This window comes from Lentzea alba (genome assembly GCF_011067745.1).
Classification (GTDB): domain Bacteria; phylum Actinomycetota; class Actinomycetes; order Mycobacteriales; family Pseudonocardiaceae; genus Lentzea; species Lentzea alba.
Genome location: NZ_JAAMPJ010000012.1, coordinates 210322 through 231895, shown reverse-complemented (window position 1 = coordinate 231895; position 21574 = coordinate 210322). Strand labels below are relative to the sequence as shown.

Below are 21574 nucleotides of genomic sequence, written 5' to 3'. Positions count from 1 at the left end.
GGCTTGCCGATGAACGAGAACCGCAGGCTGCCCGTGATCTACGTCCGCGGGTTCGCCGGAAAACCTTCCGGGATCGACCGTGCGATCGACGATCCGCTGTACGGCTTCAACGAGGGCTCGGTGCACGTGCGGGTCGACGGCCACGCGCAGCCGCAGTTCTACCAGTTCGAAGGACCGTTGCTGCGGCTCATCCGCGACAAGAAGTACGAGCTGCACGTGCACGGCAACCAGCGCGGGCACCTGGAGTCCCGGCCGGACGACTCGGTGCCGCCGGCCACGATCTGGGTGCACCGCTTCTACGACCAGGCAGCGTCGAGCCTGCACCCCAAGCCGGTCGAGTTCCGGCTCGAACAGGCGGCAGAGGACCTGTTCGAACTGGTGAAGCTGGTGCGGCTGAAGACCGGTGCGCCCAGGGTGTTCCTCGTCGCCCACTCCATGGGCGGACTGATCTGCCGATCGATGATCCAGCGGGTGATCCCCGAGAACCAGAACGGCTCCAGCACGCCGCTCGACTACGTCGACCGGCTGTTCACCTACGGCACACCGCACGGGGGCATCGAGTTCTCGATCGGCTTCGGGTTGCTGGAGAAGCTGCGGGACACGTTCGACCTCGGCGACGCCGCGATCTTCGGACCGGAACGCATGTACCAGTACCTCACTCCACACCGGCGCCCTGATGAAGACCCGCCGGCGGGCTGGAATCCCGCGGTCATCCCCGCCGACGTGTTTCCGCCCGAGCGGGTGTTCTGCCTCGTCGGCACCAACCCGCAGGACTACGAGGTCGCGCTCGGGTTGTCCTCCAAAGCCGCGGGGGTGCGCAGCGACGGCCTCGTGCAGATCGAGAACGCCTTCGTCCCGGACGCCAACCGGGCCTTCGTCCACCGCAGCCATTCCGGGCGCTACGGCCTGGTCAACTCCGAGGAGGGGTACCAGAACCTCTGGCGCTTCCTGTTCGGCGATCTGCGGGTCGACGTCGAGCTCGTCAACCTGAACCTGCCGGGCACCCGTGAGGACGACACCTCCTGGCAGCTCGACGTCCAGCTGGCCATCCGCGGCCTGCCGATCCTCGTGCACGAGCAGATCGCGGCGCACCACTGCCCGATCCAGATCGAGTGGCCGGAGGTGGGCGACCTCGCCGACCGGCCGTGGCCGCTCGTCACGACCTTCTTGTCCGCCAACGTCGACGAACGCCCGATCGGTGCCGACTCACTTCGTTACGCACTGCACGTCCGGCTCCTCTCGATCGTCGAACGCACCGGTCTGCTCGACTTCACCAGCCATCTCGAGCAGACGGCCGACTTCGACGACACGCTCGTCGTCGACCTGAAACCCAGCAACGGCGTGCTGTCCGCGTCGGCGAGGTGGAACTCCGAGATCCCCGGTTCGATTCGCGACTTCCACCCGGACCCCGATCCGATCAACGACCAGAACCCGGCAGACGATCTCTGGCAAACCGACGTTCTCCTGCCCGCGGCGCAACGACAGGTCTTCGGCGAGACGGCGGCCGTCAGGTTGACCATCCGGCCGTGGAACTGATCTGAAGGACGGCCGCCGAGCCGGTGAACGGAGTATTTCCTTCAACCAGCGGACTTTTCCCTGAACTGGTCCCGCTTGCGGCGCGTGTTCCAGCTGCGGCAGGTTTTCCCACCTGACAGGGAGGCGCTGTGCCCGAGAGCGCGAAGTGGAGCGAGCTCAACGACAGGATCGCCCGAATGTCCGTGACCGAGTCGTCCCGGGACGGGACGGTTCAGGTCACGGTGTCGACCTCCGGTGTGCTGACCGGTCTGGTGCTCAAGGAGCGGTGGCAGCAGCCGCAGCCGGCGGGTGCGGTGGCGGCACAGATCATGGAGTGCCTCGCGCGAGCGCAGGCGAGAATTCCGAACCTGTTGGGGCAGGCCATGTTCCAGACGATCGGACCGAACGTGCCCGCCGCGGAGCTCGTGATGGCCGATGCCAGGAAGCGGTTTCCCGAGCCACCGCCCCAGGTCGAGCGGCAGCCGCCGCGAGCGGAGTGGCAGCCGCCGCCTCAGGCCGAGTGGCAGCCGCCGGCGCCGCGGCATCCTAGGCAGCCGGACCGGGTCGACGACGACTGGGACGGGCGGACCGTGATGGAGGAGGACGGGGTCTGACGGGCGACTCTTGAACCACTGTCTGGAGGCAGCGCTTCGAGAGGCTCGACTTCTCGTCGCCGGACGAGCTCGGGTCCGCCTCACATTTCCGCGGCGCGCCTGCGATCAGCCCGAGCGGCGGCACTGTGCCGGGCAGCCGCGGCCCGATGATCCGCGGCACCGCTGCCACCTCGGGCCGCCGCCTGGACGCGGACTTCCGCTGCTCGTTCGTGTGCGGCAGCGGCGCTGTTGAAGCTCTCGCGCAGACTCTCCCGCGCTTGTGCCGCGTGGTGCAGGGCTTCAGCCAGTGCGGCCACCGCCGTTTCGGCATCTCCCGCCGTCGACGCTCTACCGCCGCGCGTGCTGAGCTGGGCACGGCGTGCCGACAGCTCGCGGATGCGCTCCGCGGTACCGCGCACCCGCGCTTCTGCCCGCCCTCCGGACGTCACCGAGAAAGCGTCGCGCCCCTCTGACCGCGGCACAAGTGCCCAACTCGCCCAGATCAACCAGCTGGGTTGTCGTGCAACGGCGTCACGGTGGCAGTGGGAGCTTCGGGCATGCGCACCAGTGGCTGCAGCGGCAGCGTGACGTTGGTGTCGGACATGGTTTCCAGGTGTTGCAGCATGATGCCTTCGCGCAGCGCCCACGGGCAGATCCGCACCCTCTCGACGCCCAGCGCGCTCATCGTCACGTGGGCCCCCGCCAGCAGTTGTCTGGCCCTCGGCTGCGACACCCCGCGCAACCGCGCCCGCTGCGCCGCGGACATCCTGGCCAGGCGGGGAATCCACCTCCGCACGTCCTCGATGGTCAGCTCCCGCCGGACGAACGGGCCTTCGCGTTGCGGCGGTGCCCCGGCCAGGCGGGCGAGCTGCTTGAACGTCTTCGAGGTGGCCACGATCCGGCGGGGCGTGCCCTCCCAGCGCAACCGGTCGACCACCTCGCCCAGCGTGTCGCGGACGTGCCAGCGCAGCGCCTTGACCTCGGCCTTCTTCGGCGGGTCGTGGTGCAGGAACGCGCGGGTCAACCGGCCCGCCCCCACCGGGAGCGACAGCGCGAGCTCGGGATCGGCGTCGCGGCCGAGTGCGATCTCCATCGAGCCGCCGCCGATGTCGAGCAGCAGCAGACGGCCGACCGACCAGCCGTACCACCGGTGCGCGGCCAGATAGGTCAGCCGCGCCTCCTCTTCTCCGGCGAGGAACTGCGGCCGGATGCCGATCGTCCGCTGGATGCGGTCGATGATCTCGTCGCGGTTGGTCGCGTCTCGCACCGCGGACGTGGCGAACGGGTACAGCTGGTCGACACCGTGGCGATGAGCGGCGGACACGGCGTCCGCGACTGCGACCGCGACGCGCTCGACGCCCTCGGGACTCACCGACCCGTCCGGCATGATCTCCTCGCCCAGCAGGGTCGGCGCCTTCACCGAGTGGGCCGGCAGCGGCGGAGCGCCCGGCCGCACGTCGACCACCTGCAACTGCGCTGAGTTCGACCCGATGTCCAGCACGCCAAGACGCATGCAGTGCGCATACCCGCGTCACGGCCGGTCTCAACCACGGTTTCACGCCCCGGAAACGTGACGTTGTTCCGTGTTTGCTTGCGGTCTGCCGGGCTAATTCCTCTGCACTTGAACGGACAGACCGGAGAGATGACGATGAGTGCTGTTGCACAACTGCGATCACTGGCACGCGAACACGTCGCCGTCGCCGCCTTCACGATCCCCCGTCTGCTGCGCCATTCGGTGTGGCGCGACGCGAACCCGCACGAGGGCGGCGGCCTCGGCGTGGTCCTGGTGCCCGGTTTCGGCGCGGGCGACTTCAGCCTCAGCCTCGCCACCACCTGGCTGCGCGACCGCGGCTACGAGCCGACCGGCGCGGGCGTCGGGTTCAACGTGGGCTGCACCTCCGAGCTGGTGGACCGCATCGAACGACGCCTGGAGGAGCACGTGGAGGCCACCGGCGGGCCGGTGGTGCTGCTGGGCCAGAGCCGCGGCGGTGGACTCGCTCGCCTGGCCGCGGCTCGCCGTCCGGACCTGGTGTGCGGGCTGGTGATGCTGGGCAGCCCGGTGCTCGATCCGATGGGCGCGCACCCGCACGTGCTGCTCGCCGCCAGGGCGCTCGCGGGGCTGTCCGCGATCGGCGTGCCCGGTCTGATGGACAACGACTGCCTGTCGGGTACCTGCTTCGAGGACAACGTCGCCGCGGCCACCACCCCGCTGGAGATGCCCGCGGTGTCGGTGTACTCCAAGTCGGACGGCATCGTGCCGTGGCAGCTCAGCCTCGACCCGTCCGCCGAGTGCGTCGAGGTGCACAGCACCCACACCGGTATGGGGGTGGACCCGGACGTGTACCTCGCCCTGCGGCCGCGCCTCGCCAGGTGGGCCGCCGAAAGGTTCGACCTGCGCGATGCCGGGTGACGAGCGACTTCTCCGGACGGCCGGATCTGCGCCGAGATGGTCACGCCCTACCCGCCCGGTGCGCCTGCCGTGCTGCCCGGTGAGGTGATCACCCAGGAGGTCGTCGACTACGTCCGCAGCGGCCTGAACGCCGGGATGCAGCTGCCCGACCCGGCCGACTCCGAACTGAAGAGCTTCCGGGTCGTGACCCGAAAGCCGTGACTCAGGAGCCGTGCCCCGGAAGCGGTGAACGGCCCGTGGTGGGGTAACCCGCAGCCATGAACCTTCATGACGCGTTGCGAGCTGTGGAGAACCTCCGTGCCGCCGACCGGCCGGCACTCGCGGTGGCGGCGGTCGCCCGGCGGTTGCTGGGGCGGTCGCGCCTGCGCGAGGTGCTGCGCGGATCGTGGCTCGGCCATCCGCTGCATCCCCTGATGATCACCGTGCCCATCGGCGCCTGGGTGTGCGCGTCGGCGCTGGACGCCCGAGCGGGCAACGAGGACGCGGCACGTCGCCTCACCGGCATCGGGCTGGCGGCGGCGCCACCGACCGTCCTCTTGGGACTGGCGGACTACGACCGGCTGGGACGGCGGCAGCAGCGGGTCGGCGTGGTGCACGCGCTCGCCAACACCACCGCGCTGGCCTGCTTCACCGCTTCCTACGCCGCGCGACGGCGGGAAGCCCACGCCGAGGGCAAGCTGCTGAGCCTGCTCGGGCTGGCGGCGATGGGCGTGGGTGGCGCGCTCGGGGGTCACCTCGCCTACGCTCAGGGCGCCGGTGTGTTCCGCTGGCAACGTCCGGCGGAGGACGAGAACGTGATCCCGTTCGAGGTGCGGCGGTCCACCCAGCGAGTCCGCTGAGACGAGCCCGTCGTCACCCTCCTCGGTTGTCCACCGCGGCGTTCAGCGTCGCGGCGACCTCGTCCAGGGCGTGGTCCGTGGTCGACCGTCCTCCGACGCGGTGCAGCAGCTCGTCTCTCGTGACCACGGGCAGGGCGCCGCGCAGCGCGTCGGTCGCGAGCTCCCCGCGGCCCGCCACCACGTAGCTGCCCTCGACCAGCACCAGCGTCGCATCCGACTGATCCGACTCGAGCAGTCTTTTCAAGTCGTCAACGGGAACAGGCATGACGACTCGCTCCTTCCCTGCGCTGATCAGCCGTCGTCGTCGCCGAAGCGGCCGCCGCCGTCCAGACCGGCACCCGGACCGTCGGGGTCGCTCGGCGCCCGGTTCGCCGCCTCTTCCTCGGTGGGCGTCAACGGCGCACCGCTCTGCTCCTCGGCCGCACCCCGTTCCACGTGGTCATGTTCTGGTTCGGTCACAACGAACTCCTCTCTTCGGTCAGCGGCAGCGCGACGGTCTCTCCGCGCGCCACCACCTGGACTTCGAACCCGGCACGGCGCCGCGAGATCTCCGCGGTGAAGTCGGACAGGGGTGACTTCATGACCCCGTACTCCTCGTAGTGCACCGGCACGGTGGTGCGCGGGGCGAGCAGCTCGATCAGGTCGGCGCCCTGCTTGCCGTCCATGGTGAGCAGCACGCCGAGCACCTTGGTGCCACCGAGGTGCACGACCGCGAGGTCGATGCCGTCGAAGCGGTCGCGGATCCGGCGCAACTCCGGATGCACCAGCGTGTCGCCGCTCAGGTAGATCCGGAACGGCAGGACACCCGCCGCCTCCCGGTACTCGATCATGGTGCCCATGACGGGAGGGAGCAGGCGTCCCAACGGCCCCAGGGCGTGTGCGCCCGGCAGCGAGGTGACCGTCAGCTTCGCCGCGCCGCGGGACAGCGCGACGGTCTCCCACGTCCGCAACGGCGCGGCTTCCCGGAATCCCCGGCGGGACAGGCGTTTCGCCGCGTGCGGGGTGGTGAACAGGGGCAGATCGCGGGCGAGCTCCCGGCTCGCCACCCGGTCGAAGTGGTCGCCGTGCAGGTGGGAGAGCACCACGGCGTCCAGCTCGGGCAGGTCGGCGATCTCGATCGCCGGATCGGTGAGCCGTCGCGACACGACGCCCTGACCGATGTGCGTCCACTGTCCTTTGTGGAGGAAGTTGGGGTCGGTCAGCAGCGTGAACGGCCCGAGCCGGAGCACCGTGGTGGCGTTGCCCACGAACTGCAGCGAGCCGGTCATGGTCAGCCCTGGTCCGGGTCGTCGGCGACCGAGTGGTCCGAGAGGCCCACGTTGCCCGTCGGGTTCGGTTCGGGATGCACCGAACCGGAACCGCTCCGCCCCGGGACGGTGTCGGCCTCGTCCGTGCCGGCTTCCTTCAGCGAGGCTCGGCTCGCTTCGTCGTACTCGTGCTCGGGGTTCTCCCGCTCGGCGCTCATGCCGAACGGCTACCCCGGCATCGGCCCGCTGAACGTGCCACCGGAAATGCGGTAACCGACCCCCGGAGTCGTCGCGATGACCGGTGGGTCACCGAGCTTGCGCCGCAACCGGCCCACCGTCACGGTGACCGTGTTGGTGAAGGGGTCGGCGTTCTCGTCCCACACCTGTTCGAGGAGGGCCTCGGCACTGAGGAAGCCGGGGCTCGCCCTCAGCAGTGCTTCCAGCACGGCGAACTCCTTCACCGAGAGGCGGAGCGGGCGCCCGTCTCGCACCGCGGTGCGCCGCAGCGGGTCCAGCTCGATCCCGGCCGCCTGCAGCGTGCGGGGCCGCGCGTGCGGTTTGCGCCGGGCCAGCGCCTGGATCCGCAGCACCAGTTCCGGGAAGTGGAACGGCTTGGCGAGGTAGTCGTCCGCGCCCAGCGTGAGGCCGCTGACCCGGTCACCGGGGGCGCTCGCCGCGGTCAGCATGAGCACCATCGGCCGTTCCACCCGTTCGGTGATCATCTGGCACAGGGTGTCGCCGTGCAGGCCGGGCAGGTCCCGGTCCAGGACGACCACGTCGTGGGCGGTGACGTCGAGCTTGGCGGCGGCGGTCAGTCCGTCGTGGGCCAGGTCGACGGCCAGGCCCTGGTCCCGCAGTCCTTCGGTGAGGACCTCGGCGAGGGCGTGGTCGTCTTCGACGACGAGGATCCTCATGCCGCCACCGGTGCGCTCACCGCGGGGAGGTGCACGGACACGCGCAGGCCGCCCTCGGGCCGGGCGAGAAGGGCGACGCGGCCGTCGTGGGCGGTGGCGACGGAGGCCACAATGGACAGACCCAGTCCCGCGGTGCCGGTGCGGTCGTCGCCGAGCCGTTCGAAGGGCAGCAGCAGCCGATCGACGTCCTGCTGGTCGAGGACCCGCCCACCGGTCTCGACGACCAGCACCATCTCCTTCTCGTGCAGCGAGCCGGTGATCCTGATCCATCCGTTGTCCTCGTTGTGCGTGACGGCGTTGTCGACGACGTTGCCGACCAGTCGTGCCAACAACGCCGGACTGCCACAGGTCGTCATCACCGGCGGCAGATCCACCGTCACGGTCAGGTTCTTGTGCTGTGCGTCGGCGCTCCTTTCGCGCAGCGCCGCGTCGACGAGCTCACCGAGGTCGACGGGAGCGGCGTCGGCCAGCGCGCCGTGCTGCGCCCGTGCCAGCACGAGGAACCCGTCGAGCAGGTGATCGACCCGGTCCAGCTGGGTCCGCAGGCGGTCCGCCAGCCGAAGGGTCGAGGCGGCCGGGTCGGGCTTGGCGACCGCGACGTCCAGCGACGCCCGCATCGTCGCCAGCGGCGTGCGGAGTTCGTGGGAGGCGTTGGCGACGAAGCGGCGCTGGGCGGTGAACGACGCTTCCAGCCGTTCGAGCAACTCGTCGATGGTGTCGGCGAGATCCTTCACCTCGTCGGCCGGACCGGTGACGGCCAGCCGCTGGTCCAGGCTGTCGGCGGAGATGCGTCGCGTGGCACCGGTGATCAGCCGCAACGGTCGCAGCACGCGCTGGGCCAGCCCCCGGCCGAGCACCAACGAGATCACCGCCATCACGACCAATGCCACCAGCGAGCCGACCAGCAACTGCCGGGACTGCTGCTCGTGCACGGTCCTCAGCTGCTCCTCCAGCAGCCGGACCCGCAGCTCCGCGCCGGCGGAACCGCCCTGCCCGACCTGATCCCCCGCCGGGGCGACGTTGCTCACGCTGCCACCGGACAGCAGGAACGTCAGGACGAGAAGCCCGGCACCGGACAACAGGAACACGACGGCGTACAAGATCGTGAACCGCCACCGCACGGTTCCTCTGCGCTGTCCGACCATGCTGTCAGCATGCCCTGGCCGACCTAACAACAGCATGACAACCGCGGTTCGGCCCGTGTTGTGCGCCGCTGCCTAGAACAGACGCATGTCAACCACCGAACACCTCCGCCGGGAGTGGACCGCGTTCCGCAGCCTCGGCCGCCTGATCGCCCTGGCGGTCGCGGGCCTCACGATCATCGCGCTGGGTCTGCTGTACGCCATGGGCAACCGTTCGTCGTGCGACGGTCCCTGCCCGGCGGTCCCCACCGCCGATGACGGCTCCTTCGTGAGCGACAGGTTCTGGTTCCGGCATCGCGAGCTGGGCGAGCAGGGCAGCATCACGGTCCGGCTCACCGCGATGACCGGGACGATCACCTATCCCCCGCCCGGCCACGACCAGATCGTGCCGGGACTGGTGCCGTGGGCGAAAGCCGGGATCATCGTCAAGGACGGTCTGCGGCAGGGCTCGCAGTACGCGGCGCTCATGATGACCGGCGCCCACGGAGTGCGCTTCCAGCACAACTACCGCCACGACGTCGCCGGAAGTGGCGGCAGCGTCACGGACCAGTCACCTCGCTGGCTGCGCCTGACCCGCGACGGCGACACCATCACCGGCTCCGAGTCGAACGACGGCGAGAGCTGGCACACCGTGGCGACGGTGCGGCTCGACGGACTTCCCGCCACCGCACAGGTCGGCCTCTTCGCGACCTCTCCCGGTGACCTCACCCTCCACCGAGTCGGCCTCGGCGGCGCGACCGAACAGGTCCGGTTCACCCAGGCGGTCGGCGTCTTCGACCACGTCACCGTCCAGGGCGGCGCCGCCGGCGCGTGGCGGAGCGAGGCGGTCGGCGACGACATGAACCGCACCGACTGGGAGAAGTACCACCACGCGTCAGGGTCGACGGAGAAGGACGGCGTCGTCACCGTCAGCGGCGTCGGCGACATCGGCCCGCTCAGCGAGCAGGGCGCACGTGTCGTCGAGAACTCCCTGATCGGCCTGGTGATCGCGCTGATCATCGTGATCGTCGTCGCCGCCCGCCACGGTGCCCGCACGGCCCAGCACTCCCGATCGGTGATCGCGGCACGTGCAGCCGTCGTCGGAGGGGCCACGTTCGTCACCGGACTGGTCGCCGTCGGCGTCGTTCTCCCGCTGAGCACGGCGATCCTGAAGGGCAACGGCATCGCGGTGCCGGCGATCCCCGTGCTGACCACCGTGCGGGTGGTCGTCGGAGTCTCCGCCGTGCTGGCGCTGTGTGCCGTTCTCGCTCTCGCGCTCGGTGTGTGGGTGCGGCGCGGTTGGGTGGCGGTCCTCATTGGACTGTCGTTGATCGCACTGCCCTATGCCGTCGCGACGTTGCCGCTGCTGCCCGACCCGGTCTCCGAGTGGCTGTTGCGGCTCACGCCGGCCGCCGCGTTCGCCGTCCAGCAGACCACGGTGGAGTACCCGCAGGTGATCGCGCATTACGCGCCCTCGGCCGGGTACTACCCGCTGCCCTGGTGGGCGGGTCTCGTCGTGCTCTGCGCGTACGCCGCCATCGTCGTGTGGGCGGCTGTGCGCCGTGAACCGGCGGCGGACGTCGACTGGCGATAATGCCTCTGACTGTCTTTCACTCAACACTGAAGCAATAGTGACTAGCACTCACACGAGCCGCGCGCGATGAGCGTGGGCTGGAAGACGATCCGGGCCGGGGCCGCGGGCTCGGAGACGACGAGCTCCGCGGCCGCGCGCCCCATCTCGTACGAGGGCTGGGCGATGACGCTGATCCCGAGCGTGCCGGCCCACGCGAAGTCGTCCATGGTCAGGAAGCCGATGTCGTCGGGCATCTTGAGGCCCCGTGCGGTCAGTGCGAGGTGAACGGCCACGGTCAACCGGCCGGTCGTGCACACCACAGCGTCGTTGCGGCGCAGCAACGACCCGACCGCGCCGTCCACCTCGTCCTCGTTGCCCACCAGCACTTCCTCGGGCTGCGGCAGACCGTGCTCGGCGAGGCCCTGCCGCAGCCCTTCCAGCCGCTTGACCTGCGTCGGCCGCGTGCCTCCGCTCACGACACCAACCTGGGACCGGCCGCAGTCGGCCAGGTGCGCGGCCATCAACCGCCCGGCCGCGACGTCGTCGAGACTGACCGAATGCAACCCCGGGGCGGTGCGCGCGACGAGCACGCACGGTGTGCCGTTCTCCGCCATCCGCCGGGCGTGGTCGTCGGCGGTCTCGTCGGCGGTGATCACCAGGCCACGCACCCGTTGCTGGTCCATCGCCCGCACCTGGGCGGCTTCCCGGTCGGCGCTGCGGTAGGTGTTGGCCAGCATGACCGGACTGCCGTTCGCCGCGGCCACCTCGTCGATCCCCCGGATCAGGTCCAGGTAGAACGGACTGCTCAAGTCCCGGATGACCACGCCGATCGTGCTCGACCGGCCGGCGAAGATGCTTTTGGTCAACGCGTTTGGGCTGTAGCCGAGGCGCTCGGCGGCCGCCCGCACCTTGGCGGCCGTCGGCTCGGCGACGAGACCTCCGTTGAGCACTCGCGAAACCGTCGCGGTGGACACCCCCGCGTGTGCGGCGACGTCACCGATCGTGACTCGCTTCATCCTGTGACCCGCCTGCCTTCCCGCACCACGATCCTGCCGCCGATCATGACGGTCCGGACGTCGTCCAGTGCCGCCGGGTCGGTCACCACCAGGTCGGCGACCGCGCCCGGCACGATCCGGCCGCGCCGGGGCGCGAGGCCGGGGAACGTGTCGGCGACGGTGGACGTGGCCATCGCGATCGCGGCGGGCAGGCCGACCACGCCCGCCTTGGTGGCCCGGTCGATCGCCAGCAGGATCGGGTCGTGGTGGCCGGCCGCGTAGTCGGTCGAGATCGTGTCCACCAGCCCCGCCTCGAACATCGCGTAGAGCAGTTCTGGCCCCAGGTCCGGCCGTCCGCCTCCGAAAGTGTCCAGAATGGACACGTCGATCACCACTCCCCGTTCCTTCAACCACGCCGCGTGGTCCAGGGCTTCTCGTGGCGTGAAGCTGGGGTGGTTGGAGTGCCCGGCGATCAGCCGCACGTCCGTCCGGGCGATCGCGGCGACCTGCGTCATCGACGCGGCGGCGTTGTGCACGAGCACCGGGACGTCGAGTTCCCGGGCCTGCTCAGCCGCTTCGGCCAGACCGCGCAACGCGATGTCGAACGCCGGCAGGACCACGCCCGACACGATCTCGCGAGCGTCTTCGACGGACAGCTTTCCGGTCAGGTTCGCGCCCGCCAACGCCTCCTCCACCGCGTCGCGGTCGAACGCCGACGTGGTGATGTGCCGGCCCAGCACCGCGATCTTCAGCTGGTTCGCCTGCCAGGCCGTGACTCGCACGCCCGTGCGCCGCGCGATCTCCTCGGGGATGTACAGGTAGCTCGCCCCGCCACCGCCGAGCGTGTGCCCCGCGCCGATCTCGCCCAACGCGACCGCGCCTTCGGCCACGGCCTGGCGCGCGGTGAAAGCCTTGTTCTCCTCGGTCAGCCCGCCTCCGTCCGCGACGATCGCCGCCTCCAGGCACGCGGGTGTGTTGCAGGAGGCCGCCTTCACGTTGACCGGATGCGCTTCGTCGGTTCTGGCAACGGCTTCCGCGGTGATGAACCCGTCAACGCAGAGCACTGCCGTCGTCCCCTCCAGCAGATGCCGGTCGAGGTTCGCGTTCACCTGCTGAAGCGGCAACGGTTCGTGGCCGCTGGGGAACAGCGGGCCGTACGCGGTGCCGTGCGTGTGGTTGTTGATCAGCCCGGGGATCACCAGCATCCCGGCCGCGTCGACGACTTCCGCCGATGGGTAGTCGCCGTTCCCCGGCTCGACGATCTCGCGGACGGTGTCGCCCTCGACCACGACGTCCACCCCGCGCCGCGGTTCGGTGCCTCGGCCGTCGACCAGGTCGCAGCCGCGGAGGACGGTCGTCATCGCGACTCCTCGAACCGTTCGAAGCGGAACGCCGCCAGCGCGTCGTCGCGATCTTCACCGAGCACCTCGTCGGCGACGAGTTCGCCGGCGTGCAAGCACAACGTCACGCCGCTGTGCGAGACCGCGAAGAAGTAGTTGCGCACCTGGGCGACCCGCCCGAGCACAGGCAGCCCGTCGCCGGGAATCGGCCGCTGTCCCGTGCGCACGCTCTCGACGGTCGCCGCCCGCATCGCCGGGTACAACGACCTGGCGTCGCGCACCAACCGGTCGACTGCCTCCTGCCCGCCCTGGTCTACTTCGCTGCAGTGCAACAGGATCCGGTCGCCGGGCTCCGGTCGCAGGTGGACGTTCGGGGCGTGCACGACCCTCGACACCGGGACCGCGACCGGCGAGGTGTACACGAGCACGCAGGGCAGGTTGCGCATCGGCAGCACCAGCCCCGCCATCGCGGAGACCTCGTCCGCCCGCGGCCCCGCGCAGTTCACGACCGCGTCCGCGGTCAGCACCCGCCCGGACTCCAGCCGCACGCTCCGCACCGCGTCACCGTTCAACTCCAGCCCGGCCACCGCGTCATCAGCCACCACGTCGACACCGCTCGACAGCAGGTGTGCGATCAACCGCGCCGGATCGACCCACGCCTCGCCGGGGAAGTACGCGGCGCCACCGGCCGGGACCCGGTCCGGATCCAGGCCGGGTTCCAGGTCCAGTGCCTCGGCACGGGTCAGCCACTTGGCCTCGTAGCCGAGCGCGAGCAGAGCGTCGACCTTCGCACGCAACGCCGCTTCGTCGGAGGTCCACTCGATGCCACCGCCACCGTGGTACCACTCGCCGAGCGGGACTTCGGCCGCCAATCGTTGGTGCGCCGCCATTCCCGCGACGTTCAGCTCGTGGTAGATCAGCGGCTGTTTGTTGCGGGAGTTGACCCACGAGAACGTCGTCCCGGACGTCCCGGAACCTGGCGCGCGGGCGTCGACGACCGTCACCTCCGCGCCACGTCGAGCCAGCGCCGCTCCCACCGCGGCGCCGTAGACACCGGCACCCACCACGACAGCCCGCATCGCACCCTCCCGGCTGATGTAACTAGTTACATGCAACTAGTTGCACAGTAGCCCCGCAGACCGCCGGCAGTCAATGAACGCGAGTGATCTTCAAATACGTGACCCGTTCTGCCGCGCGCCGTGGAATCACCCGATTGGCCCCAAACATCGTAATCATGCGAATTGGCACGCCATTGGCGCGGACCATTCGCCGACCGACACCGCAGGCCACCTGCGACGCGTCACCCAACGTGAAGGCGAAGTATCGGAAGTCATTGCTCCATTCGATAACGCCCGAACCGGCAGAAGGGGTTGCGCACACGGCTAAGCTTGGAATCTCAATTGCGACTGGAATCACGAGCCATTCCGTCCAGGTGCATGTCAAAGAACACGGAGTTTCCGGGGACCTCCGCATTTCGGTACATCAGAATGCGCACAGGAAGCGTGCAGACACCGATGACTGAGAGCAGCGGCAGACCGTTGCACGACAATTACGGCCCGGAGGCACGCGCCGCCGTCGAACGCGAGAGCGAGTTACCGACAACAGGATGGGAACGCGAGGTCGCGCGCGGCCTCGAACTGGGGCTCCCCGCTGCGGACTCCGTTGTGGACAGGCGCATTCCGACCTTCTCCCGCGGCGAGCTGCCGCACTTCGCGGGCATCAACACCTTTCTCAAGGCGCCGTTCGTGGAGGACGTCCGCACGTGCGGCGAGTACGACGTCGTCGTGCTGGGCGCCCCGTTCGACGGCGGTACCACCTACCGCCCTGGCACCCGGTTCGGGCCGCAGGGCATCCGCAAGATCTCCGCGCTGTACGGCCCGTACAACTTCGAGCTGGGCGTGGACCTGCGCGAGTCCATCACCATCGCGGACCTCGGTGACGTGTTCACCATTCCCGGCAACATCGAGAAGACCTTCGACCAGATCAGCAAGGCCGTCGGTCACGTGTACTCCTCGGGCGCCTTTCCCGTCGTGCTCGGGGGCGACCACTCGATCGGCTATCCCACCGTGCGCGGTGTTTCCGAACATCTGAGCGGAAATCTGGGGATCATCCACTTCGACCGGCACGTGGACACCCAGGAAACCGACCTGGACGAGCGGATGCACACCACGCCGTGGTTCCACGCGACGGACATCCCGAACGTGCCGGCCCGCAACCTCGTCCAGATCGGCATCGGCGGCTGGCAGGCGCCCCGCCCAGGGGTGAAGATCGGCCGCGAGCGCGGTACCACGATCATGACGGTGACCGACTGCGTGGAGATGGGCATCGAGGCCGCCGCGCAACGGGCGCTGGACGTGGCGTGGGACGGTGCCGAGGCCGTCTGGCTCAGCTTCGACGTCGACTGCCTCGACGCGGCGTTCGTCCCCGGCACCGGCTGGCCCGAACCCGGCGGGTTCCTGCCTCGCGAGGTGCTCAAGTTCATCCAGCTGGTGGCCGCGCAGCCGCTCGCCGGCATCGAGGTCGTCGAGTGCTCTCCCCCGTACGACCACGCGGAGATCACCTCGTTGATCGCCACCAGGGTCATCTGCGACACCCTCGGCTGTCTCGTCCGCGCGGGCCATCTGCCCCGTTCCGCAGGCGACTAGCCCTCCCCCACAACGGAATCTCACAGGAGTTCGGTTTGTTTTCCCGCCGCATCAGCCGTTTCTCGGCCGTACTGGTGTTGCTGTGTGCCACGGCCTGCACATCGACCCCCACGTCCACCGACAAGATCACACTGGGTCTGAGCGCGTGGCCCGGCTGGTTCCCCTGGCAGGTCGCGCACGAACAAGGCTTCTTCCGGAGCAACAACGTCGACGTCGAGCTGAAGTACTTCGACAGCTACACCGACAGCCTCAACGCCTTGTCGAGCGGTGCGATCGACGCCAACAGCCAGACGCTCAACGACACGCTCGCCTCGGTCAGCGGTGGCGCGCAGCAGACGATCATCCTCGTCAACGACAACTCCACCGGCAACGACCAGGTGATCGCCCGTGAGGGCATCTCGGGTGTCGCCGACCTGAAGGGCAAGAAGGTCGCCGTCGAGCAGGGCACCGTCGACCACTACCTGCTGCTGCTCGCCCTGACCGAGGCCGGTCTGTCGCAAAAGGACATCGAGCTGGTGCCGCTCGCCACCGACGCGGCGGCCGCGGCCTTCGTCGCGGGCAAGGTCGACGCGGTCGGCGCCTTCGCACCGTTCACCACCACCGCCCTGCAGCGCCCCGGCAGTCGCGCGATCGCGACCTCCGCCGAGTTCCCCGGCGCCATCCCCGACCACCTCGTCGTGTCCGGCGAGTTCGCGAAGAACCGCCCGGAGGCGGCGCAGGCGTTGGTGAACACGTGGTTCGACACGCTCGACTGGATCAAGCAGAACAACGGCCAGGCCATCGAGATCATGGCCAAGCGCGGTGGTGTGAGCACCGACGACTACCGCACCTACGACGCGGGTACCACCATCTTCACGTTGCGGCAGAACATCGACGCGTTCACGCCGGGCGTCACGCCCACGCACCTCAACCACCAGGCCGGCCGGATCGCGGACTTCATGGTGAGCACCGGCCTCACGCAGAAGCGGCCCTCGCTGGACGGACTGTTCGACGACAGGTTCGTCAAGGCGGTGCGGAGATGAAGACCGCACTCGCCGAGCGCGCGGCGGACGTCCGCGCCGCGTGGCCACCGCTGCCCCGCCGGACCCGCCCGCCCCGCACGCTGCTCACCATCCGCACACCGATCTCCCGCCGCGTCACGACTACGCTCACCGTTGCATCCCTGGCCGTGCCGTTCACGTTCTGGGTGGTGCTGAGCGCGAGCGGTGTCGTGCCCGCCACGTTCCTGCCGTCGCCGGGCGCCGTGCTCTCCGCCGGCTGGGAGATGGCCCGCTCGGGCGAGCTCGCGGTCGACGTGTGGACGACCACGCGGCGGGTGCTGGAAGGTTTCGGGCTCGCCGTGCTGGTGTCCGTGCCGCTCGGCATCCTGATCGGCACGTTCCACGCCGCGCAGGCGGTGTTCGAACCGGTCATCGGGCTGCTGCGCTACCTGCCCGCGAGCGCGTTCATCCCGTTGCTCATCATCTGGCTCGGGCTCGGCGAGCCCTCCAAGATCGCGATCCTGTTCATCGGCACGGTCTTCTTCAACACGCTGATGACCGCCGACGTCGTCCGGGGAGTGCCGCGCCCGCTCATCGACGTCTCCTACACGCTCGGCGCACGCCGCGGTGAGGTGTTGCGCAAGGTCGTGGTGCCGCACTCGTTGCCGGGCATCATCGACGCGGTTCGCGTCAACGCGGCGGCGGCGTGGAACTTCGTGGTGGTGGCGGAACTCGTCAACTCCACGGCCGGACTCGGCTACCGGATCGTTCGCGCGCAACGGTTCCTGCAGACGGACAAGATCTTCGCGGTGCTCGTCGTCATCGGCGTCATCGGCGTGACGATCGACGTGGCCCTGCGCCTGGTGCGCGCTCGGGTGGGGCGGTGGGCCGCATGACGCTGGAGCTCGTCGACGTCTCCATGTCCTACCCCCAGCGCGGTGGCCCGAAGCTCGCGCTCGACGGCGTGAACCTCACCGTGTCCCCGCGCGAGTTCCTCTGCGTCGTCGGCGCGAGCGGCTCCGGGAAGTCGACCCTGCTGTCGCTGGTCGCCGGGCTCACGACGCCGACCAGCGGCGAGATCACCATCGAGGGACACCCGATCACCGGGCCCGGACCGGACCGCGGACTGGTCTTCCAGACCGGGTCGCTCTACCCGTGGCGCACCGTGGAACGCAACGTCGCTTTTGGACTCGAGCTGCTCGCGCTGGACGCCGCCGAACGCCGCCGCAGGGTCGACTGGTACCTCGCCGAGACCGGCCTCGCGGACGTGCGGCGGTCGTTGCCGCGCCAGCTGTCCGGCGGCCAGCAGCAGCGCGTCGCGATCGCGAGGGCGCTGGTCTGCGAACCCGACGTGCTGTTGCTCGACGAACCGTTCGGCGCGCTGGACGTGCAGACCAAGGAGGACATGCAGCTGTTGATCAGGCAGATCTGGCGCGACACGGGCACGACCGTGCTCATGGTCACCCACGACGTCGAAGAGGCCGTGTTCCTGGGCACCAGGGTCGTCGTGCTCGCGAGCGACCCCGGTCGCGTCGCCGCCGAGGCCCGGATCCCGCTCGCGGAGGACAGGGATCTCGCCACCAAGCGCACGCCCGCGTTCCTCGGGCTGCGCGCGTCCATCGAGGACATGGTCCGCGCCCAGCACCGTTGCGGGGTGACCAGGTGAGACGAAGTGTGCTGCTGCACGGGCACTCCATCGGCCGCAAGCTCAACCTGCTGATCGTGCCTCCGCTGGTCGCCGCGGTGCTCGTGGCGGTGCCGTTCCTGCTCGGTCAGACCGGGGACGCCGGATCGGCCGCCGCCACCGCCGAGTCCGCCCGGCAGGTGCGCGAGCTGGGCAACCTGATCTGGGAACTGCAGAGGGAACGCGTGCTCACCGCCGCGCACCTCGCGTCGCCCGGCGGTGACGGCGAGAACCTGAAGCGCCAGCACGGCAACGTGGACGCCGCGGCCGAGGACGTGCGCACGGCGCTCGGCACCGAGATGTCCGACGAGCTCACGACCGCGTTGGTGCGCCTGGGTTCGCTGACCGGGATGCGGCAGAACGCCGTGCGCGGCAGCGCGTCGTTCGACGGCGTCGCGCGGACCTACCACGCCGCCATCACCGCGGTCATCGACTCGCTGCGCCTCGTGCCGCAACAGACCGGCGACGCCGAGGGCACGAGACAGCTCACCGCGCTCGAAGCACTGCTGCGCGCCTCCGAGCAGCACTCGATGCGCGACACCGGCCTGATCATCGCCGCGGCCCGGCGACAGACCGGACAGGCCGTGCAGAACGACGCCGTGATGCAGGCCCGCGCGTTCACCGAGCGGTTCGTGCAACAGGCCGACGCGGACCACGCCGCACTGGTCGTGACGGTCGAGGAGGGCACCGAGGCCCGCCAGGTCGACGAGCTCGCCACGCGGCTGCCGACCGAGCCGAGCCCGTCGTTCGCAACGGAAGCGCTGGCCGCCGTGTCCGCGCAGGCGGAGATGCGCAGGGTCGCGCAGGACCGGGTCACCGACGAGATCACCGCAGCCGCCGCGGCGCGAGCGAACCAGGCCGCCGTGGTGGTGTGGACCGTCGGCCTCGGCGGCGCCGCGCTGTTCGCCCTGGTCGTGTGGCTGGTGATCGCCGTCCGCCGCTCGATCGCGAACCCGTTGCGCAGCCTCACCGACGCGGCGGGCGCGGTGGCCGACCTGGCCGGCCGGGAACTGGTGCGCGTCACCGACACCGAGGTGCCCGACGAGCAGGTGGCGCGGCTCAGCGCGATCGACGTGTCGTCCGGCAACGAGCTGGGCCGGCTCGCCGAGGCGTTCAACCGCGTGCAGGGCACCGCGGCGCAGCTCGTGGAACGGCAGGCGATCACGCGCCGCAACGTGAGCCTGATGTTCGCCAACGTCGCCAGGCGCACGCGCAGCCTTGTAGGCAGGCAGCTCGCCCTCGTCGACGAGCTGGAACGCGACGAGCAGAACGAGAAGCTGCTCGCCGGCCTGTACCAGCTCGACCACCTGTCCACCCGGTTGCGGCGCACCGCCGACAACCTGCTCGTGATCGCGGGCACCCGCGAGGACACCAGGCTCTCCGGCCCGATGGAGCTGGGCACCGTCCTGCGTTCGGCGCTGGCGGAGATCGAGGACTACCAACGGGTCCGGCTCGGCACCGTCGCCAAGGTCACGGTGGCGCCCGCACTCGGCGCGGACCTGATCCAGCTGTTCGCCGAACTGCTGGACAACGCGACCTCGTTCTCTCCGCCGGAGTCCACTGTGGAGGTCGACATCACGTGCCCGGCCGGCAGGCCCTGCGTCGTGCGGATCGTCGACCACGGCATCGGGATGACCGAGGCCAAGCTCACCGAGGAGAACCTGCGCCTGGTGGAACGCGAGCGGCTGGACATCACGCCGACCAGCGTCCTCGGCCTGTTCGTGGTGGGCCGGCTGGCGCGCAGGCACTCGCTCGCCGTCGAGCTCCTCCCGACCGACGGCGGCGGTGTCACCGCGCGCGTCACCGTGCCGCCAGGTCTGCTCACAGTTGATGAGGGGAGCTTTCACAAACCTGAGGTTTATGAAAGCTCCCCTCATCAACTACGGACGCACGAGCAGGACTTCGGCTGGTTCATGGGCGACGACGACATCACGCTCACGTTGCCCGCCGCGATCTCCGAGCCCGACCACCTGTCCGGCGACCTGTCCACGGAGATCACGCTGGTGTCGACCGCCATCGCCCGCGTGGCGGTGCTGCCGCAGCCCTTTCCGGTGCCCGCGGCCACCCCGGAGGGCGACGGACGCGCCGGCCTGACCCGGCGGGTGCCGGGCGCCAGCCTCTCCCCCGGCCTGCGCACCGACATCACCCCGGTGCCGGCCCACCCCGCTGCCGAGCACGTCGCCGCCTGGCAGCAGCGCGACCCCGCCGCCGAACGAGCCGCCCTGGACGCGTTCGCGAACGGCCTGGCTCTGGGCGCCGCCGCCGGAGCAGGCACGCAACAGACGAAAGAGAGCAGTGAATGAGCGCGCTTCCCGCCGCACGGACCAGCGTCGAGGCCCAGAACTTCAACTGGCTCGTGTCCCGTTTCACCCAGGGCACCCCCGGCGCCCTGGCCGCGATCGCCGTGTCCTCCGACGGCCTGCTCGTCGCGATGTCGGCAGACCTGGTGCGGGAGAACGCCGACCGGCTGGCGGCGATCACCTCGGCCATGCTGAGCCTTGCGGGCGGCGTCTCCGACTGCCACCCGCTCGGCGCGCCGGACAAGGTCATCGTCGAGCTCGGCCACGGCTACCTGGTCGTCTGCACCATCAGCATCGGCTGCGCCCTGGGCGTGCTGGCGTCCAAACAGGCCAGTCTCGGCACGATCGCCTACGAGATGGCGATGTTCGCCAACCGCGCCAGCGCCGTCCTCACCCCGCAGGTGATCGAGGAACTCAAGTTCACGGTCGGGCGGTAGGGCATGCGGGACCGAGACGTCTCACTGCTGCGGCCGTACCTGCTCACCTCCGGGCGGACCGAGCCGATCGACCGCAACCTGGAGCTCGAGACCCAGGTGGTGACCAGTGATCTCGGCGCGGCGTCCCACGCGGTCCTGTCGTTCGAGCGCCGCGACATCGTGGCGCTCTGCACGAAACCCACGTCGGTGGCGGAGATCGCCGCGATTCTCGGGCTGCACGTCGGTGTGGCCCGAGTCCTCGTGGCGGACCTGGCCGCGCTCGGGTACGTCGCCGCCCACCGACCCAACGCCGACCTCGCCGGCGACCCCGCCATGATCGAGAGGATCATCCGCCGCCTTGAAGCCATCAGCTGAGCCCCGCACCCCGACGCCGGTCAAGATCATCATCGCCGGTGGCTTCGGGGTCGGCAAGACGACAGCGGTGTCGTCCATCTCGGAGATCACGCCGCTGCGCACCGAGGCGGCCATCACCACGGCGTCCGAGGACGCCGACCGCACCGCGCACACCCCGGACAAGACCACCACCACGGTGGCGCTCGACTTCGGCTGCATCACGATCGACGACGACATCAAGCTGTACCTGTTCGGCACGCCGGGCCAGGACCGCTTCGGGTTCATGTGGCGCGACCTGGTGCTGGGCGCGCTGGGCGCGCTCGTCATCGTCGACACGCGGCGCATCGACGAGTGCTATCCGGCCGTCGACTACTTCGAGAAGGCGGGCCTGCCGTTCGTCGTGGCGGTCAACCTCTTCGACGGCCGGCTCAGCCACGCCGTGGCGGACATCCGCTGGGCACTGGCGATCGGCGACCACATCCCGCTGATCAGCTTCGACGCCCGCGTGAAGCTGTCGGTCCGGGATGCGCTGCTGACCGTTCTGCGGACCACGCTGGCCAGGGCGACCGCCCCGCTGGCCTGATCACTCGACCGGCGCAATCGCACGTCCCCGAGAGGCGGTGCAAACCCGACAACGACAATGATTAC

At 69.9% G+C, this 21574-nt stretch carries 25 protein-coding genes; 14 read left to right on the top strand and 11 right to left on the bottom strand.

Features of this window, described 5'->3' with window-relative positions; genetic code table 11:
• Positions 1-9: 9 nt before the first annotated feature.
• On the top strand, positions 10-1536 hold the full coding sequence (locus G7043_RS35955; RefSeq protein ID WP_166053126.1) for an esterase/lipase family protein: 1527 nt from the start codon (positions 10-12) through the stop codon (positions 1534-1536).
• 128 nt (positions 1537-1664) lie between these two features.
• A complete protein-coding gene (locus G7043_RS35950) occupies positions 1665-2129 on the top strand; it encodes a YbaB/EbfC family nucleoid-associated protein (RefSeq protein ID WP_166053125.1) in 465 nt (154 codons plus the stop codon).
• An 80-nt stretch (positions 2130-2209) separates the two neighbouring features.
• On the opposite strand, the gene G7043_RS35945 is transcribed toward G7043_RS35950, so the two are convergent.
• Together G7043_RS35945 and G7043_RS35940 are read right to left on the bottom strand one after the other, a co-directional pair.
• Positions 2210-2557, bottom strand: coding sequence for a hypothetical protein (locus G7043_RS35945; RefSeq protein WP_166053124.1), 348 nt, complete (start codon positions 2555-2557; stop codon positions 2210-2212).
• A gap of 53 nt (positions 2558-2610) precedes the next feature.
• Entirely contained in the window at positions 2611-3621 is a 1011-nt protein-coding gene (locus tag G7043_RS35940) for a Ppx/GppA phosphatase family protein (protein WP_166053123.1), read from the bottom strand.
• A 135-nt stretch (positions 3622-3756) separates the two neighbouring features.
• Between G7043_RS35940 and G7043_RS35935 the strand changes: the two genes are divergently transcribed.
• The 3 genes from G7043_RS35935 to G7043_RS35925 are packed head-to-tail and all read left to right on the top strand — an operon-like array spanning position 3757 to position 5357.
• Positions 3757-4518 (top strand): alpha/beta fold hydrolase, encoded by a 762-nt coding sequence (locus tag G7043_RS35935; RefSeq protein ID WP_242643041.1) that lies wholly within the window; start codon positions 3757-3759, stop codon positions 4516-4518.
• Positions 4519-4542: 24 nt separating this feature from the next.
• Entirely contained in the window at positions 4543-4719 is a 177-nt protein-coding gene (locus tag G7043_RS35930) for an Orn/Lys/Arg family decarboxylase (protein ID WP_313888247.1), read from the top strand.
• A 56-nt stretch (positions 4720-4775) separates the two neighbouring features.
• Positions 4776-5357, top strand: a complete 582-nt coding sequence (locus tag G7043_RS35925) for a DUF2231 domain-containing protein (RefSeq protein WP_166053121.1) — start codon at positions 4776-4778, stop codon at positions 5355-5357.
• Positions 5358-5370: 13 nt separating this feature from the next.
• Here the strand turns inward: G7043_RS35925 and G7043_RS35920 are convergent, their stop codons facing one another.
• Genes G7043_RS35920 through G7043_RS35895 form a run of 6 tightly spaced genes read right to left on the bottom strand, consistent with a single transcriptional unit; the run spans position 5371 to position 8663 of the window.
• Complete coding sequence (locus G7043_RS35920; RefSeq protein WP_166053120.1) at positions 5371-5622, bottom strand: hypothetical protein; 252 nt, start codon at positions 5620-5622, stop codon at positions 5371-5373.
• A gap of 26 nt (positions 5623-5648) precedes the next feature.
• The gene (locus G7043_RS35915) at positions 5649-5816 is read right to left on the bottom strand and encodes a hypothetical protein (RefSeq protein ID WP_166053119.1); all 168 of its coding nucleotides are present in this window, start codon (positions 5814-5816) and stop codon (positions 5649-5651) included.
• A complete protein-coding gene (locus G7043_RS35910) occupies positions 5813-6625 on the bottom strand; it encodes an MBL fold metallo-hydrolase (protein ID WP_166053118.1) in 813 nt (270 codons plus the stop codon). Before G7043_RS35910 ends, G7043_RS35915 begins: the two co-directional genes overlap by 4 nt.
• 2 nt (positions 6626-6627) lie before the next feature.
• The gene (locus tag G7043_RS35905; protein WP_166053117.1) at positions 6628-6822 is read right to left on the bottom strand and encodes a hypothetical protein; all 195 of its coding nucleotides are present in this window, start codon (positions 6820-6822) and stop codon (positions 6628-6630) included.
• A gap of 9 nt (positions 6823-6831) precedes the next feature.
• Positions 6832-7518 (bottom strand): response regulator transcription factor, encoded by a 687-nt coding sequence (locus G7043_RS35900; RefSeq protein ID WP_166053116.1) that lies wholly within the window; start codon positions 7516-7518, stop codon positions 6832-6834.
• Positions 7515-8663: a sensor histidine kinase gene (locus G7043_RS35895; protein ID WP_207312178.1), complete on the bottom strand. Its 1149-nt coding sequence runs from the start codon at positions 8661-8663 to the stop codon at positions 7515-7517. Before G7043_RS35895 ends, G7043_RS35900 begins: the two co-directional genes overlap by 4 nt.
• An 85-nt stretch (positions 8664-8748) precedes the next feature.
• On the opposite strand from G7043_RS35895, the gene G7043_RS35890 reads away from it, so the two are divergent.
• Positions 8749-10233, top strand: a complete 1485-nt coding sequence (locus G7043_RS35890) for a DUF1349 domain-containing protein (protein ID WP_166053114.1) — start codon at positions 8749-8751, stop codon at positions 10231-10233.
• A gap of 41 nt (positions 10234-10274) precedes the next feature.
• On the opposite strand, the gene G7043_RS35885 is transcribed toward G7043_RS35890, so the two are convergent.
• The 3 genes from G7043_RS35885 to G7043_RS35875 are packed head-to-tail and all read right to left on the bottom strand — an operon-like array spanning position 10275 to position 13626.
• A complete protein-coding gene (locus G7043_RS35885) occupies positions 10275-11228 on the bottom strand; it encodes a LacI family DNA-binding transcriptional regulator (RefSeq protein ID WP_166053113.1) in 954 nt (317 codons plus the stop codon).
• A complete protein-coding gene (locus tag G7043_RS35880) occupies positions 11225-12568 on the bottom strand; it encodes an amidohydrolase family protein (RefSeq protein ID WP_166053112.1) in 1344 nt (447 codons plus the stop codon). Before G7043_RS35880 ends, G7043_RS35885 begins: the two co-directional genes overlap by 4 nt.
• Positions 12565-13626: an NAD(P)/FAD-dependent oxidoreductase gene (locus tag G7043_RS35875; RefSeq protein ID WP_166053111.1), complete on the bottom strand. Its 1062-nt coding sequence runs from the start codon at positions 13624-13626 to the stop codon at positions 12565-12567. Before G7043_RS35875 ends, G7043_RS35880 begins: the two co-directional genes overlap by 4 nt.
• A 435-nt stretch (positions 13627-14061) precedes the next feature.
• Here G7043_RS35875 and G7043_RS35870 point away from each other — a divergent pair, with 435 nt between their 5' ends.
• From G7043_RS35870 to G7043_RS35835, 8 genes are read left to right on the top strand one after another with little or no spacing between them, the layout of a single operon-like run.
• Positions 14062-15192, top strand: a complete 1131-nt coding sequence (locus G7043_RS35870) for an agmatinase family protein (protein ID WP_166053110.1) — start codon at positions 14062-14064, stop codon at positions 15190-15192.
• A 35-nt stretch (positions 15193-15227) separates the two neighbouring features.
• Positions 15228-16214, top strand: coding sequence for an ABC transporter substrate-binding protein (locus G7043_RS35865; protein WP_207312177.1), 987 nt, complete (start codon positions 15228-15230; stop codon positions 16212-16214).
• The gene (locus tag G7043_RS35860; protein ID WP_166053109.1) at positions 16211-17068 is read left to right on the top strand and encodes an ABC transporter permease; all 858 of its coding nucleotides are present in this window, start codon (positions 16211-16213) and stop codon (positions 17066-17068) included. Before G7043_RS35865 ends, G7043_RS35860 begins: the two co-directional genes overlap by 4 nt.
• Positions 17065-17838: an ABC transporter ATP-binding protein gene (locus tag G7043_RS35855; RefSeq protein WP_166053108.1), complete on the top strand. Its 774-nt coding sequence runs from the start codon at positions 17065-17067 to the stop codon at positions 17836-17838. Before G7043_RS35860 ends, G7043_RS35855 begins: the two co-directional genes overlap by 4 nt.
• Positions 17835-20159: a sensor histidine kinase gene (locus G7043_RS35850; RefSeq protein WP_313888234.1), complete on the top strand. Its 2325-nt coding sequence runs from the start codon at positions 17835-17837 to the stop codon at positions 20157-20159. The genes G7043_RS35855 and G7043_RS35850 overlap by 4 nt, the downstream gene beginning before the upstream one ends.
• On the top strand, positions 20156-20593 hold the full coding sequence (locus tag G7043_RS35845; RefSeq protein WP_166053106.1) for a roadblock/LC7 domain-containing protein: 438 nt from the start codon (positions 20156-20158) through the stop codon (positions 20591-20593). The genes G7043_RS35850 and G7043_RS35845 overlap by 4 nt, the downstream gene beginning before the upstream one ends.
• A gap of 3 nt (positions 20594-20596) precedes the next feature.
• Positions 20597-20947: a DUF742 domain-containing protein gene (locus G7043_RS35840; RefSeq protein ID WP_166053104.1), complete on the top strand. Its 351-nt coding sequence runs from the start codon at positions 20597-20599 to the stop codon at positions 20945-20947.
• Complete coding sequence (locus tag G7043_RS35835; RefSeq protein ID WP_166053103.1) at positions 20931-21509, top strand: GTP-binding protein; 579 nt, start codon at positions 20931-20933, stop codon at positions 21507-21509. The genes G7043_RS35840 and G7043_RS35835 overlap by 17 nt, the downstream gene beginning before the upstream one ends.
• Positions 21510-21574: the final 65 nt, after the last annotated feature.

Coding starts and splice junctions, on each gene's coding strand:
- G7043_RS35885 (WP_166053113.1), bottom strand. CDS start 11,228: ATGAAGCGAGTCACGATCGGTGACGTCGCCGCACACGCGGGGGTGTCC.
- G7043_RS35840 (WP_166053104.1), top strand. CDS start 20,597: ATGCGGGACCGAGACGTCTCACTGCTGCGGCCGTACCTGCTCACCTCC.
- G7043_RS35895 (WP_207312178.1), bottom strand. CDS start 8,663: ATGGTCGGACAGCGCAGAGGAACCGTGCGGTGGCGGTTCACGATCTTG.
- G7043_RS35920 (WP_166053120.1), bottom strand. CDS start 5,622: ATGCCTGTTCCCGTTGACGACTTGAAAAGACTGCTCGAGTCGGATCAG.
- G7043_RS35880 (WP_166053112.1), bottom strand. CDS start 12,568: ATGACGACCGTCCTCCGCGGCTGCGACCTGGTCGACGGCCGAGGCACC.
- G7043_RS35940 (WP_166053123.1), bottom strand. CDS start 3,621: ATGCGTCTTGGCGTGCTGGACATCGGGTCGAACTCAGCGCAGTTGCAG.
- G7043_RS35860 (WP_166053109.1), top strand. CDS start 16,211: ATGAAGACCGCACTCGCCGAGCGCGCGGCGGACGTCCGCGCCGCGTGG.
- G7043_RS35910 (WP_166053118.1), bottom strand. CDS start 6,625: ATGACCGGCTCGCTGCAGTTCGTGGGCAACGCCACCACGGTGCTCCGG.
- G7043_RS35890 (WP_166053114.1), top strand. CDS start 8,749: ATGTCAACCACCGAACACCTCCGCCGGGAGTGGACCGCGTTCCGCAGC.
- G7043_RS35925 (WP_166053121.1), top strand. CDS start 4,776: ATGAACCTTCATGACGCGTTGCGAGCTGTGGAGAACCTCCGTGCCGCC.
- G7043_RS35875 (WP_166053111.1), bottom strand. CDS start 13,626: ATGCGGGCTGTCGTGGTGGGTGCCGGTGTCTACGGCGCCGCGGTGGGA.
- G7043_RS35870 (WP_166053110.1), top strand. CDS start 14,062: ATGACTGAGAGCAGCGGCAGACCGTTGCACGACAATTACGGCCCGGAG.
- G7043_RS35855 (WP_166053108.1), top strand. CDS start 17,065: ATGACGCTGGAGCTCGTCGACGTCTCCATGTCCTACCCCCAGCGCGGT.
- G7043_RS35905 (WP_166053117.1), bottom strand. CDS start 6,822: ATGAGCGCCGAGCGGGAGAACCCCGAGCACGAGTACGACGAAGCGAGC.
- G7043_RS35955 (WP_166053126.1), top strand. CDS start 10: ATGAACGAGAACCGCAGGCTGCCCGTGATCTACGTCCGCGGGTTCGCC.
- G7043_RS35845 (WP_166053106.1), top strand. CDS start 20,156: ATGAGCGCGCTTCCCGCCGCACGGACCAGCGTCGAGGCCCAGAACTTC.
- G7043_RS35900 (WP_166053116.1), bottom strand. CDS start 7,518: ATGAGGATCCTCGTCGTCGAAGACGACCACGCCCTCGCCGAGGTCCTC.
- G7043_RS35935 (WP_242643041.1), top strand. CDS start 3,757: ATGAGTGCTGTTGCACAACTGCGATCACTGGCACGCGAACACGTCGCC.